The organism is Fluviicola sp., assembly GCF_039596355.1.
Lineage (GTDB): Bacteria > Bacteroidota > Bacteroidia > Flavobacteriales_D > Crocinitomicaceae > Fluviicola.
Window position 1 is genome coordinate 152,510 of sequence record NZ_JBCNJW010000005.1, and the last position, 17,763, is coordinate 170,272.

The following is a 17,763-nucleotide window of genomic DNA, read 5'->3' on the forward strand; positions in this document are numbered from 1 at the left end:
CCTATGCAGTTATTTTTAGAAGACGGAAGTTATGTATTGACCAACGAAGGGATTGATTGTTCGATTCCCTTGGAAGGGAGTGAAGAAAATGTTCGAGCCTGGTATGTAGCGCCACCGCGAATTGAACCTGTTCGCGAAAACGGATGGGTAGGTGCAGTTGCAGAAGGCGGAAGCGTTAATTTCCGTTCGATTCAATTCAATCCGCATGGACACGGAACACACACGGAGTGCCTTGGGCACATTACCCCGGAAGTGCATTCGGTGAATGGGGTTTTGGATAAACTGCTTTACAAAACGATCTTAATTACGGTTCAGCCGGAAGTGCGTGTGCAGGAAGATGGTTCCATTGACAGAGTCGTTAGTGCTGCTGCATTCGGAGACCGCCTGGAAGAAATGAAAGCAGAAGCGTTGATGATCCGTACACTTCCGAACGATTCCGGAAAGAAGCACCTGAATTATTCGGATACCAATCCGGCATACTGCGATGTAGACGTGCTGGCAGTTTTGGATCAATTGGGAGTCAATCACCTGCTGATTGACACGCCGTCTGTGGATCGTGAAAAAGATAACGGAGTTTTGGCTTTCCACCACGGATTTTGGGGTGTTCCGGACAATGAGCGCTTCGATAGAACCATCACGGAAATGGTTTACATTCCGGATGAAGTGGAAGACGGAGAGTACATGCTCAACCTGCAGACCGCACCATTTGTGAATGATGCAACACCGAGCAGACCCGTATTGTTTCCTTTGCATCGAAATGCGGAGGATTAAAAAAGATTATATTTGCTGATAGATTATAAAGTGGCCTTATTTTTGGGGTCGGAGAAATTTGACAAATAATAGAAATATGAAACGAATTTTTGCTTTTGTAGTTTTAACCCTTCTTGTAGCAAGCTGTGCTCAGAAAATTCCTTACACGGAACAGGTAAAACAGGATTTTGATTTAACGCCGGAGAATATGACGAAGGTTCAGTTTTATACTTCTTCCAATATTATCCTGGAAAAAAATCAATCTTCCGGAAACCAGGGAACAGGGAGCTCGGGAGAATTGGTCGTGAGTTCTTCCAAAACACAGAACAGAGTCATCATTCCTTCCAATACCCGTGGAGTTTTTGAAAAAATTGGTCCGAACAACGAGGTAATCGTTCGTTTTGAAATTGGTTCCGGGAAAGTGATTAAGTTCGCTACACGTGCAACACAAACCAGCGGAAAATACTACCTGGTGGCAGATTGGAAAAGCAATGGCGGAACATTGGAATACGGAAACGAAACATTTACGGTTGCTTCCGGAGGTAGCAGCGCATTCCTGCAGGTTCGTCTGAAAAAAATGCAGAAAACAAAACGCAAAGACCGCGTAGTAAAAGGAATGAAAGTGTAATCACAACATATCGGATTTGGGAACGGGAGCGCAATGTGTGTTCCCGTTTCTTTTTACCTTACCTTTGCAGAGATGAATTTTTTGATCGAAAATTACGCTGTCTGGAAAGCGCTGCACATCATTTTTGTGGTGAGCTGGTTTGCGGGATTGTTCTACATGGTCCGCTTGTTTATCTACCACACGGAAGCCAATATGCGTCCGGAAGATGAAAAACGGATCCTGCAGGAGCAGTTCGATGTGATGCAGAACCGTTTGTGGTATATCATCACGACCCCGGCAATGATCCTGACGGTGGTCTTCGGAACCATCATGCTGATCAGTAATCCGGCCCTGCTCAAAATGTCGTGGATGCATATCAAATTAACGTTTGTGGCAATCCTGCTGGTGTATCATTTCATCTGCCAGGGAATCATGAATCGCCTGAAAGAACGTTCCTCGAAATGGAAATCCGGTCATTTGCGTATCTGGAATGAAGTGGCGACTCTGCTGCTGGTTTCGATTGTTTTCCTGGTGGTCATGCAATCGAACCTGGGCTGGCTGGGCGGTGTGCTGGGCTTCTTCGGAGTAGGGATTGCGTTGATGTTGGGGATTAAGCTGTATAAGAAACTGCGGAAAAATTGATCTTTCACCCTGGACGTAATTCGCCGCGGCGAAGTGGAATTACGCCCAACTTTTTTCTTTTTGCTCTTGTTTGAAGGGAACTTTTTTCTTAAATTAAATAAGAAAGTAGTCAAAATGGGATCAACAAAAAGAGAACAGTACCAGCCGTCTCAGCTGAGATGCGCACAACTTTCGGACGCAATGGGGCATCCTGCCAGAATTGCAATCCTGGAACATCTGAACAGTCATTTTCGGGCAAACAGTCGCGAACTAATTCGTGTTACCAGGCTTTCCAAATCCACAGTTAGTCAGCACTTGAAAGAACTGCTGGATTCGAAATTGTTTCTTGAAGGCTTTGACGATTTTTCCAATATTCATTACTATTGCCTGAATCCGAATGCGGGTGCGATGATGGAAGAAGTGGTCGACAGAGTGTTTGGACGATGCTGAATACCGGACGTAATATTGCGGAAATCCACCAAAAAAGTACAACTTCAGAAATAAGTCAATAACTTTACCAAAAGACTTTAAACATGGCGTACGAAAATATCTTCGTGTCTCAAAACGGACACATCCGCACAATCACCATCAACAGACCGAATCAGTTAAATGCACTCAACAAACAGACGATTTCGGAATTGAACCAGGCACTGGACGAGGCAAACCAGGATTCCGGAACAGGAGTAGTAATCCTGACCGGATCAGGAGAAAAAGCATTTGTTGCCGGAGCAGATATCAAGGAATTTGCAGATTTCTCAGTAGCAGAAGGACGCGAACTGGCTGCGCAGGGGCAAAAAATCCTGTTCTCATTTATCGAAAACATGACCACACCGGTGATTGCTGCCGTAAACGGATTTGCGTTGGGTGGAGGATTGGAACTCGCAATGGCTTCACATATCCGCATCGCATCCAGCAATGCAAAAATGGGACTTCCTGAAGTGTCTTTGGGAGTGATTCCGGGATATGGAGGAACACAGCGCCTGACACAATTGGTGGGACGCGGAAAAGCAAACGAAATGATCTTCACGGCAGGAATGATCCCGGCTGACGAAGCAAAAGCGTGGGGACTGGTAAACCACGTATGTGCACCGGAAGAACTGCTCGACCTGGCAAATGAATTAGCAAACAAAATCCTGAAAAACTCCGGAACGGCGATCGCTTCTGCCATTCGTGCGGTCAATGCACTGTATGCTGAAGGAGGTCAGGCTGGTTTTGATACGGAAGTAGAAGAGTTCGGGAAATGTTTCGGAACTGCCGACTTCAAAGAAGGAACCGGAGCATTCATTGAAAAAAGAAAACCAAACTTCAGAGGATAATTGAATCCACTTAAAAAGTTATTGGGGCAAACAGCTGTTTATGGGTTATCCACCATTTTGGGGAGAACCCTGAACTATTTATTGGTGCCGCTCTATACTTCGGTGTTTGATAAACATCCTGAAGAATATGGAGTGGTATCGCAATTGTATGCCTTTGTAGCCTTTTTAATGATTTTGCTCACTTTCGGGATGGAAACGACTTATTTCCGGTTTATCCAGGACAGTGACAACCGGAAGCAGGTTTTCCGGAATAGTTTCCTCACGGTGGTTCTGTTAAACCTGGCTTTTTTCCTGGTGGTCTTCTTTTTCGACGAAGGAATCGCCAATGCCCTGCTCTTCGATGGTCACCCGGAATACATTATTTTGATGGGAGCCATTGTCGTAGTCGATGCCACTTCAAGCCTGCCGTTGGCCAAATTGCGGGCGGAAGAAAAAGCCAAACAATTTGCCATCATCCAGTTCTCGTCAATCGGGGTGAATATCCTGCTCAATGTAGTACTGCTCTTGTTCTTTGTAGATCCGGAAAATCCGAAAGACGGCGTATTTTTCATCCTGATTGCCAACCTGATTTCCAGTTTGGTGAAGCCTTTATTCCTTCGGAATGATTTCAAGGAAATTCGTTTCAAAGTGGACATTCCGCTTCTGAGAAAAATGCTCGTTTATGCAATCCCGATTGTCATAGCAGGATTTGCTGGAATCATCAACGAAGTAATCGACCGGATTATGCTCAAGCAGATGCTCTACGATCCCGCAAACGGATTCACCGCTAAAATGGCCGATGCCGAAATCGGGATTTACAGCGCCTGCTATAAATTGGCGATGCTGGTAACGATCCTGCTCCAGGCGTATCGCTATGCCGCCGAGCCATTCTTTTTCAACCAAATGAAGAACCAGGACCGGAACAAACTCTACGTGAAACTGATGAATTACTTTGTGGCAATTGTCTGCGTTGTCTTCCTGGGAGTGTCGATGAACCTCGATATTTTCAAGCACTTCATAGCCAGTGAAACCTATTGGGAAGGGTTGAAGATCGTGCCGGTTTTGCTCCTGGCAAATGTTTTCCTTGGAATTTATTTCAACCAAAGTATCTGGTACAAACTCACCAATCAAACCAAATTTGGAGCCTATATTTCCATTATGGGAGCCATCCTGACCATCGGGATCAATTACCTGTTCATCCCGAAATTCGGTTATGTGGCAAGTGCCTGGGCAACCATGATCGTTTACGCATTCCAGATGGTGGTTTCCTATCTCTGGGGACAAAAACATTTCCCGATCAAATACAACCTGCGCAAATTTTTCCTCTACCTGGGATTAAGCATCCTGATCTATTTCGTAGCCGGCAAAATCCCATATGGCGATCACGCGGTTATCCAGTTTGTAGTAAACAACCTCCTGATCGTGGGCTACATTTACATTGTATTGTCGGTAGAAGGAGTGAAGCTTTCCGCATTGCGCAAGAAGTAAAAATTAATTTCTTCAATAGGTTTAAGAGCGAGCGCAGCCTGTCCCGATTTCTTTCGGGAGTAGCCGAGCTAAAAATTTGCGCATTTGTGGTAGAATTAAGTCTGGGTATCGATTGTGATTAGTTCCCAAAATTCGCATCTGCATTTTAACGACAAATCATACAAAACAAAAAACCCCGACTCATTCGAATCAGGGCTTTCTCTTTTATTTTGAAAAGCTATTTAATCAGTTTGTACGTTTTGGAATGCTTGTCACCCGTAAGGATCAGCATGTAAGTTCCGCGACTCACAGATTCCAGCTCATTAAATTCAATCACTCCGGAGGTTACAGCCGTTTTTTCAGCCAAAACGCGCCCGTTCAAATCAACCAGTTTCATAGACTGAACAGCGCCCGCCTGGTTGTCGATTTTAATCACATCGTTGAATGGATTCGGATAAACCGAAACAGATTCCAACGGATTTTGGATTTCCGTTACAGATAAATCTGAAACAGCAGATGCATTATCTCTGTAAAAAACAGACGAATCGGTTAGCGTGAATGTCGTAACCAGGGTGTCTGTATGGCTTGCATCGACCACAGATACGGTATACGTTCCGGGACACAAACTGTCAATATATTGGATAGTGTCTCCTGTATTCCAAAGGATGGAGTAAGGAGGCGTTCCTCCGTATGGATAAATCATTGCAGCACCGGCACAATCCGCTGCATTGTTGGAAGTCCAGAAAGTAGTAGCAAACGGTTTCTCAATCGTAAAGGAAAAGAACAACGAATCATTTGCTGCATCCACAACCGTTACAAAGTGGTTTCCGATACACAAATATTCAACGGACTCCGTCATATCATACGTATCCCAAAGAATGGAATAAGGAGGAGTTCCACCGTGCGGATGAACCGATGCAATTCCGGAACATTCCGAAGAGTTGTACAAATAGGAATTGTTGTAAGACCAGAATTCAGCAGAAAGCGGTTCAGGAAACGGACCGACGTTGATCGTAAGAGTCACGGAATCATTCACTGCATCGACGATTGTTACGGTGTAAGTTCCTGTGCATAAGTTGTATCCGTCATACGATGAGTCTCCGTTACTCCAGTGAATGGAATACGGCTGCGTTCCACCGGTTGGGTTAACATATGCATAGCCGGAGCAATTCGAATTGTAATCATCGTAAACCCATTGATCTGCAGCGAGTGGACGTACATACTGCGCCTGGATCGTAAATGAGAAGTTGATTGAATCATTGGCAGCGTCTACTACCATTACGGAATAGGAACCATCGCATAAATACTGCTGGTATTCCGTTGTGTCGCCCGTACTCCAGTGAAAGGAATAAGGAGGGGTTCCGCCGTATGGCGTGATAGAAGCTTGTCCGGAACAATTGGCATAATAGCCATTATCGACAAACAGCGTTCCGTTAAGAGCTTCTTCGATAATCGTAATCGTTTGGGTTTGGGTACATCCGAGTGAATCGGTTACTGTGACCGTGTAATCACCGGCACATAAATTCTCGATATATGAGGTGCTATCTCCGTTCGACCAGCTGTAGGTGTGAGGAAGCGTGCCTCCGTATGCATAAAAATTGATAGACCCGGTGCAGAGATTCGGGCTGGAATGCATGTAGCCAAGGTTGTACAAGAAATCGGAACACGGGTCTTCAATCGTGAAGGATTCCCAGTAAACAGGAATTCCCGCAGAATCCGAAACAAGGAAGTAATTTCCGGGGCACAGGTTGGTAATTATGGAGTCGGCTCCGGCAATTGGTGTCGAATCCTGCTCCCAGTGCCAACTCCACATACCAGGATAATCGATTATCCAAAAATAAGCGGAGTTAAATGCTGTTCCGTCACAGGTGCCGATTCCACTGGCATTTGTTTTGATGACATTTTGAGCCAAACTTTGGTTTGACCCCATGAGAGAAAAGATCGCAAAAGCGATAAGATAAAGGTGTTTCATATAGGTGATTTTAAAAATCAAAGATACGGAAATTTCACCGTTTTTCCAACTTTTTGCCACCGGAAAAAGTTGGAAAAAGAACAAAAATGGAAGCAAAATACCTTCCTGAAACTACAGGTACTCAAGGTGTAATTTCAGTCGGAAGAAGGAGATAAACGATTGATAATTAAAACAAATCAGGCACCAGGTTTGCAATAAATCTACACGAATCATGCCATTCGTGCAACTCTTTTTACTATCTTACGTATAACAGAATGGTTTTTCGTAACTTTGTGACATGCTGACAGTTGAACAACTTATTGGAGATTTATTATTGCAACACAATTGTGTCATCGTTCCTTCGTTCGGAGGGTTTGTAGCACAACGCATGTCTGCTAAAATCGATCCGGTGAAAGGAACCATCGTCCCACCGCGAAAATCTGTGTTGTTTAACAAGCAATTAATCAATAACGATGGTTTACTGATTTCAGCTTTGTCACAGGCAAATGCGATCAGCTACACCGAAGCGGCTCACGAAGTTCAGGCACACATGCTGGAATGGGAGGCAAAGCTTCAGATGGGGGGAAGAATCACGATTGACCGTGTTGGGAATCTGTTTTACGACCAGGAGCGAAACCTGTGTTTTGAACAGGATCGTTTCTACAATTTATTGCTGGAATCTTTCGGATTGAGTTCCGTGCATTTCATCTCGGCAGCGGATGCCCAGGCGAAGGAATCTCATCAAGCCATGATGCACCTGGTGAAAGCCGTCGAAATCGAAGAGAAACAGGTTGCTCCGAAATCAGAGCCTTCTTTTATCCTGACGGAAGAACCAATCATTCCGGTACTCGAAGTGGTGCGGGAAGAAGCGATCGCTCACCCGACACTTGCGGTGAAAAAGAAATCAAGTACCTGGCGTTATGTGGCTGCGGCTTGCTTGCTCCCTATCGCGTTTTACTCTTTCTGGATTCCGGTAAAAACAGACGTACTCGAATCAGGAGTCATTTCACTGTCTGATTTCAATCCGTTCCATTCCGGAAAACCGGGAACATACAAAACTCCTGAAAGCAGCTACCAGTTCACAGAGCGTAAAAGCAAAAAACAACTGGAAAATTTACCGAAGAATGTAGAAACGTTTTCCTACGAAATGGATGAAGACACCTACGTTCCGGTTTCATTGAACAAACAAAAAGCGCAGGCACTGCCGAAAGAAGAAAAGCCCGAAGAGAAAGCTGTACCTGCAGTTGCCAAAGAAACTCCGAAACCGGTTCAGGCAGTGACTACGCCTGCAGTTTCTACGACTTCCGGAGCGCAGATCATCGTAGGAAGTTATTCCAGCAAACAAAATGCAGACGAGTTGGTTCAACTGCTTGCCTCCAACGGAATTTCCGGGAAAGTCATTGAAAAAGATGGAAAAATCCGCGTTACTGCCGGAAGCACCACTCAGTTCAAACAGTTGGAGCCGAAGCTGAAATCACTTGGAATTGCTCCCTGGATTTTAAAGTAGGCAAGAAGCTCATTTTTACAAATTAAGTTCGTATATTCATTGGTAGTAAACTAGTATTCAGTTACCGATGAGAACATTCCTTGCAATCGCATTATTGCTGCTCGTCTCCTGCGGCCCGAAGTCGGAAACCATTCATCCGCAGGTTCAGGACATTTCATCCTCCATTTACGCATCGGGAACCATCAAAAGTAAAAACCAATACCAGGTTGTTCCGCTTGTTTCCGGAACCGTTCAGGATATTTTGGTCGATGACGGAGATCCGGTTGTAAAAGGACAATTGCTCTTTCGAATCGACAACAAGGTGCAGCGGATTAATGAAGAAAACGCAGCACTTTCGGCATCTTACTACGATTTGAATGAAAACCGGGATAAACTGGAAGATGCACGGAATGCCATTGTGCTGGCACGGGAAAAACTCAAAACGGATTCGCTTTTATATGTGCGGCAGTTAAACCTGTTCCGCCAAAATGTGATTTCGAAGGTGGAACTCGAACAGCGCGAACTGGCTTACCAAAGTTCTCAAAATGCCGTTTCCAATGCAGAAATTCATTACAACGATCTGAAACGACAAGTTAACTTCAACGCAAAACAGGCAAAGAACAACCTGGCTTTGTCATCCAAATCTGCTTCCGATTTCGAAATCCGGAGTGATCTGAATGGAAGAGTCTACAGCGTATTGATCGAAAAAGGCGATCTCGTCAGTCCGCAGGTTCCGCTGGCCGTGGTGGGAGCTTCAGACAGTTTTATCCTGGAAATGCAGGTCGATGAATATGATATCGCAAAAATTAATTTGAATATGCGTGTTTATGTAACGATGGACAGCTACAAAGGACAGGTGTTTGAGGCGAAGGTCAGCAAAATCAATCCGCTGATGAACGAGCGTTCCAAGACGTTCAAGGTGGAAGCCGTTTTTACCAAAGCACCGAAACGCATTTTTCCGAACACTTCTTTTGAAGCCAATATCGTGCTCGAATCCCGGAAAAAAGTACTGACGATCCCGAGAACCTATCTTTTAAAGGGAGATTCCGTTCAGCTGGCTGATGGTAGAAAAGTGAAAGTAACGGTCGGCCTGCGCGATTTTGAATACGTGGAGATTCTTTCGGGCCTGAAAGCTTCGGATGAAATAATGTTGGAAACCGAATGAGATTCAAACTGATCATAAGTATTTCAAAGGCCTTGTTAATGGCTCGCTGGAAGCAGACATTGGTTGCTGCAATCGGTGTCACGTTCAGCATCACGATGTTTATTACGCTCCTGAGTTTTATGACCGGATTGAATAACCTGCTCGACGGACTCATTCTCAATCGTACGCCGCATGTGCATATCTACAAAGAGATCCTTCCTTCGGAAAAGCAACCGATTGATTACACCACCGGGAATCACGGACACAACTTTATCAGTTCGGTGAAACCTAAAAACGAACTGCTGGATATCCGCAACAGTGCTGCTATTATCAAATCATTGAAAGACGATCCACGGGTGTTGGGTGTGAGTCCGAAGGTCAACGTCCAGGTTTTTTACAATGTGGGATCTGTGGATCTGAACGGAGTCCTGAACGGAATTGATGTCGCAGAAGAAAACCGTCTGTTTTCCTTTTCGGAATACGTGGTGGAAGGAGATTACCAGGATTTGAAAAACGTTCCGAACAGCGTGATCCTGGGAAAAGGTGCGGCAGAACAAATCCTGGCCAATGTGGGAGACAATATCCAGATCACGACTTCCAGGGGCGAGCGTTTTCAGATGAAAGTGGTCGGGTATTTTCAATCCGGAATCCAGGATGTGGACAAAGTGCAGAGTTATGTTTCCATGGCAACGGCTCAGAAACTGCTGGGTGAAAATAACAGTTACATGACCGATATCCAGGTAAAATTGCTCGATATGAACCAGGCTCCGGAAGTGGCGAAAGAATACCGGCAGATTTACGATGTGGAAGCAGTCGATATCCAAACGGCGAATGCACAGTTCGAAACCGGAACATCGATCCGGACCTTGATTTCCTACGCGGTTGGAATTACTTTGCTCATTGTGGCGGGTTTTGGAATCTACAACATCCTGAACATGATGATCTATGAGAAAATGGACACCATTGCGATTCTCAAAGCAACCGGTTTTGCGGGGAAAGACGTGAAACGCGTGTTCATTACCATTGCATTGACAATCGGTGTTTTCGGCGGTTTGTTCGGACTCTTTTTCGGCTTTCTCATTTCATCGGGAATTGATCACATTCCGTTCAAAACCGAGGCACTTCCGACGGTGAAGACTTACCCGATCAATTACGATCCGCGGTATTACCTGATCGGGGGAATTTTTTCGGTGATCACGACCTACTATGCGGGATATTTTCCGTCCCGGAAAGCAAGTAAAGTGGATCCGGTAGTCATTATCAGAGGAAAATAGTATGAGTTCGATCGTTCTGCAGGCAAAAGAGATTTCCAAGTTTTTTCACGATCCCTTCGATATCCAGGTATTGAAAAAGATCAATTTTTCAATCGAGAAAGGAGAATTCACTTCGATCATCGGGAAATCAGGTTGCGGAAAATCGACCTTGCTGTATATTTTGTCGACTATGGACACGGACTACGAGGGAGATCTGTTGATCGACGGACAAATCATGCGCGGCAAAAAGGAATCGGAGCTGGCAAAAGTCCGGAATGAGAAAATCGGCTTTGTATTTCAATTCCACTACCTGCTCAATGAATTTTCGGTGCTGAAAAACGTGATGCTTCCTGGTTTGAAGCTGAACCAGCTTAGTGCATCCGAAGTAGAGCACAACGCCTATGAAAAACTCAAAATCCTGGGAATCGAGGACGAAGCGCTGAAAATGCCGAACCAACTTTCCGGCGGACAAAAACAACGCGTAGCCATTGCACGCGCTTTGATCAACAATCCGCTTATTGTGATGGGAGACGAGCCAACCGGGAACCTGGATAAAAAGAATACCGAAATCGTTTTCGAAATCTTTAAGGAGTTGGCGGAAGAATTCGGTCAGTCCTTGCTCATTGTTACGCACGATAATGAATTTGCCGAACGCACGCACCGCATCATTGAAATGGAAGACGGTGCGATTATCCGGTCCTGAAACGATTTGAAAAACGGGCTGAGCAACTTATTCGACAAGCTCACTACAGGTCGCTCAGTCGGTTTTTCAATGATCCATTTTGAATTTTTTATGATACGGCTGGCTGTAACCGTTTCTTCCAGAAAAGATAGGAAACAACCAGGATTCCGAAGAAAATAAGCGGTGCAATCACATTGAAAGCCGGGTCACCGTCTGCTGCATGCAAAATACTTGCAGAGATGAGCGTAATTCCGAAACCGGCATAAGCCCATTCTTTTACCGAGCGGTTCAAAACCGGGATCAGCAGCGTTAAAGCCCCCAGGATTTTTGCCCATCCCAATTCAATGCGAAAGGCGTCGTGGAAACCCATTTTGACAAAGTTTGCCTGAACTTCAGGCGAAGTGAAATACATGGATGCCGAGAATAACATCATCACAGAAAATAATCCGGTAGTTGTCCAATAAACGATCGTGTTCTTTTTCATCTGTACAATTTTAGATCCCTCATCATCGGAATTGAATTTTTGACAAAGCTATCGGATAATTAGTTTATTTTTTATCTATATTTCCTTTTGGAAACTAGTTTCCGTGAAGAAACTTATTATAGTTCAAAGCCGAAAAGGATGTAATTTTGTAAAACCATGAAAAAGAAGATTGTACATGAACCGGCTGCCTGTGCCGGAAAAATGCTGGCTATCAGAGACACGGTAGAATTGCTTTCAGGGAAATGGAAAATCCAGATTATCGGGACACTGGTGTTTGAAAATTCGATGAAGTTTATGGAATTGAAGCGCAGTATTCCGGGGATCGGTGCAAAAATGTTGTCGAAGGAATTACAGGAGCTGGAAATCAATCAGCTCATTTCCAGAACAGTTTGCGATACCAAACCGATTACGGTGGAATACAAAATTACGCCTTACGGTTTGACACTCGAACCGATTATTGCAGAATTGGCTGCCTGGGGATCCAATCACCGCAAGCACCTGTTCAGCAGCCAGAATTAATTAATGGAGGTCGCTATTTTTGAAGATGGTGCGGCATTCACATGTTCCGCCTCCTTTTTTATTCTTTGACACTTCGGTGAACGTATAGTTTGCAGCGCTGTTGAGATTTTTCGTTAAAATCAGCGTGGTATCTTCCGCATACCCTTTGATGGAATCCAGGTACATGTTGCAGGGATTGAACACAGACATATTTTTATACCCGTTTCGTTCCAGGATAATCGTTTCACTTTTTTTCGCAATCAGGAAACTGTCGACTGTGAAGAAAACGGTAGCGGCTGAATCCGTGCGGTTATAAACTTTGACCCACACATCGTAATCCGAATCATTTTGAATCACCTGGTTGTATTTGACGTTTGGATCTTTACACGCGAAAAGAACCGGCGCAAGAGCGATGAAGAGAAAAAGCTTTTTCATGATCCAAAGGTATGAAATTCAGACAACTAAAGCCAAGCCTGGTGAGTGAATCGCAAACCCTTGCTACCACTGGGCAAATAGACACAACTTGTCCCGCCACTGCGGGATGTCTATCCATCTTTTGGGACCTCTTACTGACTTAATTTAATACTGCGAGATTTGCGAAGTCCGCGGGAAAATTAAAAACGAATCGTCACTCCCAGCATCGCCTGGAATCCTTGTGTCGGATAATTATACCAGCGTCTGTAGCGCTGTGCAGCTACGTTGTTGAAATTGATAAACCCGGAAACGCGTTTGTTGTAACGGTATTCCAGCCCGATATTCGCATCTGCAAGAAACCCGAGTTTCAACGCATACTGGTTGTTTTCCTCCACGATATTGTCTCCCGGAGCATAAACCAGCGCTCTTCGTCCGCCTTCCAGGTTCACATCCACATTCAAAATGAACTTGTCATACAAATTGTAGGTTCCTCTCAACACCATCTGGAATTGCGGCAGGTTCCACGCATAAATGTTGTTGCGGGCATTGTAGGAATAATAGCGTCCGATCACATCGATTTTTACCTTCTCTTTGAACTGGTAGTAAATAGATCCTTCCAGCTTGGTGATATTCATCGTGTCGTAAATCACATTGAAACGGTTTCTTCCGGAATACAGCGTGTCAGTTACAAACAGCGCTTTGTTTTTCACGTGAGAGAAACTCGCGAACACATTGAACCCGATTCGTTTGGACAAGGTTCCTTTAATTCCTACGAATCCGTCAGCAGCTTTGTGCTCATTTTGCAGCGAAACGTTGGATAGAATAAATTCGTTGTCATCCGTCAGACGCTTGAAAGACTGTTGGGTCAATCCCCCGGTTACTCCTGCATACGGAATCAGGATGTCATTGAACAGGGAGTATTTCACTTCTGCAATCGGGTAGAGGTATACCTTGTTCTTCGGGCCAAGGCTTGCGCTTAAATCCACCCCGACTTTTGCTTTCAGCTTCTGGTTTTTGGAATACGTACTGATGCTCGGCTTCAGGCTGATGATGGTGTTTTTGTTTTCCAAACCGGTCATTCCCGAAGCAAGCGTATCGTTCAGAACACCGAACTTATAAGAGTTGTGCAAGATATCCAGGTCGGCGGCGAAAATTTCGGTTCCCCATTTGTATTCTGCACCTGTTCGGATTGCGAAGAAATTCTCGCGTGCGTTCCAATCTTTCAGGGAATCAGCCTGTGGTTTCCGATCGTTGAAATGACGGTATTCCAAACCGACTTTCCAGTTCAGACCCAGGCTGTCGTGTGCATGTGAATGGAATCCACCTTTCAGCCCAACCGTGTTGAAGCGTTGTGCAATGCTGTCTTTATTGGCATTTTCATTCGGGAAACCGTAGAAATGCAATCCCTGGTTGCGGTAGTAAGATTCCGCATCCCAGCTGTATTTTTTTTCGTTTACACCTACAAAGCCTCTCAGGTTGGTGCGGTCGAAATTGGCAGGAGCCACGTTTCTCATCTTCCCGAAGGAACTCAAATGCTGCAGGTGAACACCGTAATTCAGTTTCCGGCTTCGTCCGTTGTTGTAATACAATTCAGCCAGTGGCATTAATAAAGAACCAATTCCGATGCGAGCATAACCGTTATATAATTGCGGTAATTTCTGTTGCAGGTTTACCTTCGCAGGCTCAATCTTCTGAATTTCAAACGTGGGTTCGTAATTGATCGAAAGCAACGGAAAAGAGGTTGTCGGAGTTGGGAAAACAGTATCCAGGATTTTCGGTTGCGAATTCAGGCGGTGCGCAATTTCGATGGAACGGTTACCCGTCGTGATCATATCAATGACGTTTCCTTGTCCGAAAGCAGCCGAACCGATCAGACATGCACCAATGAGTATGAAATAGTTTTTATTGCTCTTCATTATTTCCCTGTTTTTTCGTCAACTTCAATGACCGTCGGATCGCTCGGATTGGTCAACGTTTTTGGTTGTGTTTTCAACTGCATAATTTCGTTATACAATTCACCTGCTTCCTGCAGAATACCGTCGTCTTTGACCGGATAGTGATCAATAACGGATTTAATGGTATTCTCAGCCTGGAACAAATCTTTCTTCTGAAGCAATACTTTCGTTTGCAAAATCAGTGCTTTCGCGATCCAGTAATCGTAACCCGGCTTCATTTTCAGCAATTCGCGCACCAGGGTTTCAGTCTTGGTGTAATCTGCTTGTGCAAAGGCGTTTTCAGCAAGCGTGTACTTGGATTCTGCTGCCCAAACAGTGGTTGCATTTTTAACCACATATTCCAGGGAAAGCTGTGCTTCTGAGTAACGTTTTTCCTTGGAAAGTGAAATTCCCTTGATGTATTCCGCTTCCAGTTTCAGCTGGGTGGTTTGTTGAATTCCCAGTACTTTTTGAGCGTATTCAACCGCGTTTGCATAGTTTTCCACCAGGAAATGACAGCGCATCAACCCGATTCGTGCATTGTTCAGGTATTCCGGGTTGGAGCTGACTTCTTCCGTGCGTTTGTAATAGGGAAGAGCCGCCTCTTTCTGATTTCCGTTGAAGAGGAATTTTGCCGTACGAACAGCTGCCAGTTCCGTGTAATCGTCGTTCGGGCCTGTGAGTGTAACCTGATAAATAGCCACAGCTTCTGCTTCTTTTTTCAGTTTGTACAAAGCATCTGCTTTTTGATTCATCGCATCGCGGTAGAACTTCCCTTTCGGATACTTGTTCAGGTATTTATCGAATTCCACGATGGACGCGCTCCACTCGGATTTCTCATACAAATCGAAGCCCTGACGGTAGTATTCGTCTTCGACCTGTGTTGCAAGTGAATCCGCACAGCTGTATTTTCCAGCCAATGCCTCAATTTTATTCAATAAGCGTTGCGCGCGGTAAACATCCGCCAGTGAACTTACTTCGCGCTCACAAATGGTGTCGTTGAGGTTGAATTCGTTCAGAACTTTCAGGTAATAAGATTCTGCCTGGTTGAAATTGGATCGTTTAAAAGCGATATCTCCAAGACTGTGATATGCTTCTTTCACGAATGCACTGTTTGGATAATCGGCAACGATCTGTTTGTAGTAACGCTCCGATTTATCCAGGTTGCCCATTTCGAAATATGCCCGTGCAATCTCTTCGATGGAACGCTGCACATAGCGCGATTTCGGATAGTTGTTGATCAGATCCGTCAGCGTGCGGATTTTCTCCTCGCGGTTCCCCATGAAACCATAGGTTCGCGACATGTAGTACAAAGCCTGGTCGTCATATCCCTGTTTCAGGTTGTAAGCCGCTTTGTAGTTTTCAATCGCCTGTGTATTGGTTGCATTATCAGCCAGTGCATTGCGGTAATATTCATCCGCCAAACGCATGTGGGCATCTGCTTTCTTGTCTAAATCTGTCAGGTTCGGCTGTTTCAGGTATTCCCTGAATGTTTCCTGCGTATTGCGGTAATCCTTCAGCGCCAGGTAAGCATATCCTTTGTTGTAGATCGCATCGTTGCGCAATCCGCTGGACTGAGAACCCGACATCCCCATGAACTGGGTGTATTTTTTGATCGCTTCGGAATAGTTTTTCAGATAAAAATCTGCATCAGCGCTCCAGTAAAGGGCTTTTGCACTGATCTCCGGGCTGATCGGGTATTTGTCGACCAGTGCAAACGCTTTGATTGCATTGGAATATTCTGATTTCTGAAGCAATTCCACGCCGCGGTTGAACGCAATAATCTGGTAGGCAGACTTTAACTTGATATCTTTGTTTGACAACTGATCCAGGGATTCCAGTGCTTTCTGGTAGTTTTTTGTAGACGTATACACGTTTACCAAATACTGGTAAATGACCGGTTTGCGTTTGGAGTCCGGGTATTTTTCCAGGTACAGTTTGAATGCTTCCACCGCTTCGTCATATGCGTTCATATCCAACTTGTATGACAGCAATGCGTAGTTGTAAAGTGCATCTTCCTGGATCATTTTATCCATGTCGAGTTCGCTGGCTGCTTCAAAAGCGGTGCGTGCATAAACCAACTCGTTCATGTTGGTGTAACACTCTCCGGCATGGTACAGGGCAATCTGGCCCAGTACATCTTTTTCACGTGCTACGCGGTCGAAGTATTTCACCGCTTTGGTACAGTTGGAAGTGCGCGAGTAAGCCAGTGCCAGTGCATAATCATCATCGCGGGTCGTATTTGATTTCGCATTGTACAATTCAAGGTACGGAAGAGCTTCGTCGTATTTTTCCAGGTGGAAATAACTGTCCCCGATGATGTGGCTGATCTCAACCTGTTCTGCCGGTTTCAAACTGTCTACTTTTCCCGGCGCGAAATCTACGACTTCCTGGTACTTGTGCTGGATGTAGTAAATCTGGGTAATGTAATACGGCACTACGCGGTTGAAGCGGCTGTCGATCATCAGTTTTTCAAACCCTTCCAGTGCCGTTTGGTATGAACTGTCGAGGTAGCAGATATGCGAATAGTAGTACAAGCTAGGTGCTCCGTACTGGCTGCTCGAATCTTTCACTTCGAAGAACGCCAGTTTCGCTTCCGGGTAATTCTTTTCGTCGAAATGAGCATACCCTAATTTGAAATAGTATTCTTCCTGGTTTTCCTTATCAACGGTAGACCGGTTGAGCTGCCTGAAATACTGGATGGATCGTTTGTAATCTTTTTTCTGGTAATAGTAGCGCCCGATCTGGAACAGGATGTTGCTTCTGTAGATGCTTTCCGGATATTCCCGGTTAAAGCTTTCCAACAAGTCGATTGCATCGTTATTGAAGAGTTCCAATGCGGCCAACCCTTCGTAATAAAGTGCTTTTACGTAGTATGAATCGTTTTTGGATCCCTTGTAATCGGTGATGAACAAGCGGAATTCCTTACGAGCAGCACTGTATTGTTCTTTCTCAAACAAGTCCTCGGCGCGATAGAATCCACTCAGGGGAGAATGGTATTTCTCACTTGCCTGGGACCATCCCGAAAAACTTGCAACAAGTAAAAGAATGAAAAGAATAAAACGCATCACAACTATTTTAAGATCCTAAAATTAAGCAGTACCAAAGGGAGGTAGGGTTTGCGCGTTTAAAAGTTTTAAACGTATAACTGTTAAGAGATAATCTTGTTACACTTTG

16 protein-coding genes are annotated in these 17,763 nt (G+C 44.8%); 11 read left to right on the top strand and 5 right to left on the bottom strand.

Features of this window, described 5'->3' with window-relative positions; translation table 11 throughout:
• The first annotated feature begins 3 nt into the window (after positions 1–3).
• The 6 genes from ABDV94_RS11945 (at position 4) to ABDV94_RS11970 (ending at position 4,761) form a co-directional block, all read left to right on the top strand.
• Positions 4–771 carry a cyclase family protein gene (locus ABDV94_RS11945; RefSeq protein ID WP_343747415.1) on the top strand — a complete coding sequence of 256 codons (768 nt, stop codon included), beginning with the start codon at positions 4–6 and terminating at the stop codon, positions 769–771.
• A 76-nt stretch (positions 772–847) separates the two neighbouring features.
• The gene (locus ABDV94_RS11950; protein ID WP_343747416.1) at positions 848–1,378 is read left to right on the top strand and encodes a hypothetical protein; all 531 of its coding nucleotides are present in this window, start codon (positions 848–850) and stop codon (positions 1,376–1,378) included.
• Positions 1,379–1,450: 72 nt separating this feature from the next.
• Positions 1,451–1,999: a protoporphyrinogen oxidase HemJ gene (hemJ, locus tag ABDV94_RS11955; protein WP_343747417.1), complete on the top strand. Its 549-nt coding sequence runs from the start codon at positions 1,451–1,453 to the stop codon at positions 1,997–1,999.
• A 114-nt stretch (positions 2,000–2,113) separates the two neighbouring features.
• The gene (locus tag ABDV94_RS11960) at positions 2,114–2,428 is read left to right on the top strand and encodes a helix-turn-helix transcriptional regulator (RefSeq protein WP_343747418.1); all 315 of its coding nucleotides are present in this window, start codon (positions 2,114–2,116) and stop codon (positions 2,426–2,428) included.
• Between the two features lie 83 nt (positions 2,429–2,511).
• Positions 2,512–3,294 (top strand): enoyl-CoA hydratase-related protein, encoded by a 783-nt coding sequence (locus ABDV94_RS11965; protein ID WP_343747419.1) that lies wholly within the window; start codon positions 2,512–2,514, stop codon positions 3,292–3,294.
• The gene (locus tag ABDV94_RS11970; protein ID WP_343747420.1) at positions 3,295–4,761 is read left to right on the top strand and encodes an oligosaccharide flippase family protein; all 1,467 of its coding nucleotides are present in this window, start codon (positions 3,295–3,297) and stop codon (positions 4,759–4,761) included.
• Between the two features lie 217 nt (positions 4,762–4,978).
• Here ABDV94_RS11970 and ABDV94_RS11975 read toward each other — a convergent pair whose 3' ends face one another.
• Positions 4,979–6,712 carry a T9SS type A sorting domain-containing protein gene (locus tag ABDV94_RS11975; RefSeq protein ID WP_343747421.1) on the bottom strand — a complete coding sequence of 578 codons (1,734 nt, stop codon included), beginning with the start codon at positions 6,710–6,712 and terminating at the stop codon, positions 4,979–4,981.
• Positions 6,713–6,989: 277 nt separating this feature from the next.
• On the opposite strand from ABDV94_RS11975, the gene ABDV94_RS11980 reads away from it, so the two are divergent.
• From ABDV94_RS11980 to ABDV94_RS11995, 4 genes are all read left to right on the top strand, one after another.
• On the top strand, positions 6,990–8,198 hold the full coding sequence (locus ABDV94_RS11980) for an SPOR domain-containing protein (RefSeq protein WP_343747422.1): 1,209 nt from the start codon (positions 6,990–6,992) through the stop codon (positions 8,196–8,198).
• A 67-nt stretch (positions 8,199–8,265) separates the two neighbouring features.
• Positions 8,266–9,342: an efflux RND transporter periplasmic adaptor subunit gene (locus ABDV94_RS11985; RefSeq protein WP_343747423.1), complete on the top strand. Its 1,077-nt coding sequence runs from the start codon at positions 8,266–8,268 to the stop codon at positions 9,340–9,342.
• The gene (locus ABDV94_RS11990; protein ID WP_343747424.1) at positions 9,339–10,595 is read left to right on the top strand and encodes an FtsX-like permease family protein; all 1,257 of its coding nucleotides are present in this window, start codon (positions 9,339–9,341) and stop codon (positions 10,593–10,595) included. The genes ABDV94_RS11985 and ABDV94_RS11990 overlap by 4 nt, the downstream gene beginning before the upstream one ends.
• A 1-nt stretch (position 10,596) precedes the next feature.
• Entirely contained in the window at positions 10,597–11,277 is a 681-nt protein-coding gene (locus ABDV94_RS11995; protein ID WP_343747425.1) for an ABC transporter ATP-binding protein, read from the top strand.
• An 88-nt stretch (positions 11,278–11,365) separates the two neighbouring features.
• Here ABDV94_RS11995 and ABDV94_RS12000 read toward each other — a convergent pair whose 3' ends face one another.
• Entirely contained in the window at positions 11,366–11,740 is a 375-nt protein-coding gene (locus tag ABDV94_RS12000; protein ID WP_343747426.1) for a DoxX family protein, read from the bottom strand.
• A 156-nt stretch (positions 11,741–11,896) separates the two neighbouring features.
• On the opposite strand from ABDV94_RS12000, the gene ABDV94_RS12005 reads away from it, so the two are divergent.
• On the top strand, positions 11,897–12,259 hold the full coding sequence (locus ABDV94_RS12005) for a helix-turn-helix domain-containing protein (protein WP_343747427.1): 363 nt from the start codon (positions 11,897–11,899) through the stop codon (positions 12,257–12,259).
• On the opposite strand, the gene ABDV94_RS12010 is transcribed toward ABDV94_RS12005, so the two are convergent.
• From ABDV94_RS12010 to ABDV94_RS12020, 3 genes are all read right to left on the bottom strand, one after another.
• Entirely contained in the window at positions 12,260–12,673 is a 414-nt protein-coding gene (locus tag ABDV94_RS12010) for a hypothetical protein (protein WP_343747428.1), read from the bottom strand.
• Between the two features lie 179 nt (positions 12,674–12,852).
• A complete protein-coding gene (locus ABDV94_RS12015; RefSeq protein WP_343747429.1) occupies positions 12,853–14,568 on the bottom strand; it encodes a hypothetical protein in 1,716 nt (571 codons plus the stop codon).
• The gene (locus ABDV94_RS12020) at positions 14,568–17,654 is read right to left on the bottom strand and encodes a tetratricopeptide repeat protein (RefSeq protein WP_343747430.1); all 3,087 of its coding nucleotides are present in this window, start codon (positions 17,652–17,654) and stop codon (positions 14,568–14,570) included. Before ABDV94_RS12020 ends, ABDV94_RS12015 begins: the two co-directional genes overlap by 1 nt.
• Positions 17,655–17,763: the final 109 nt, after the last annotated feature.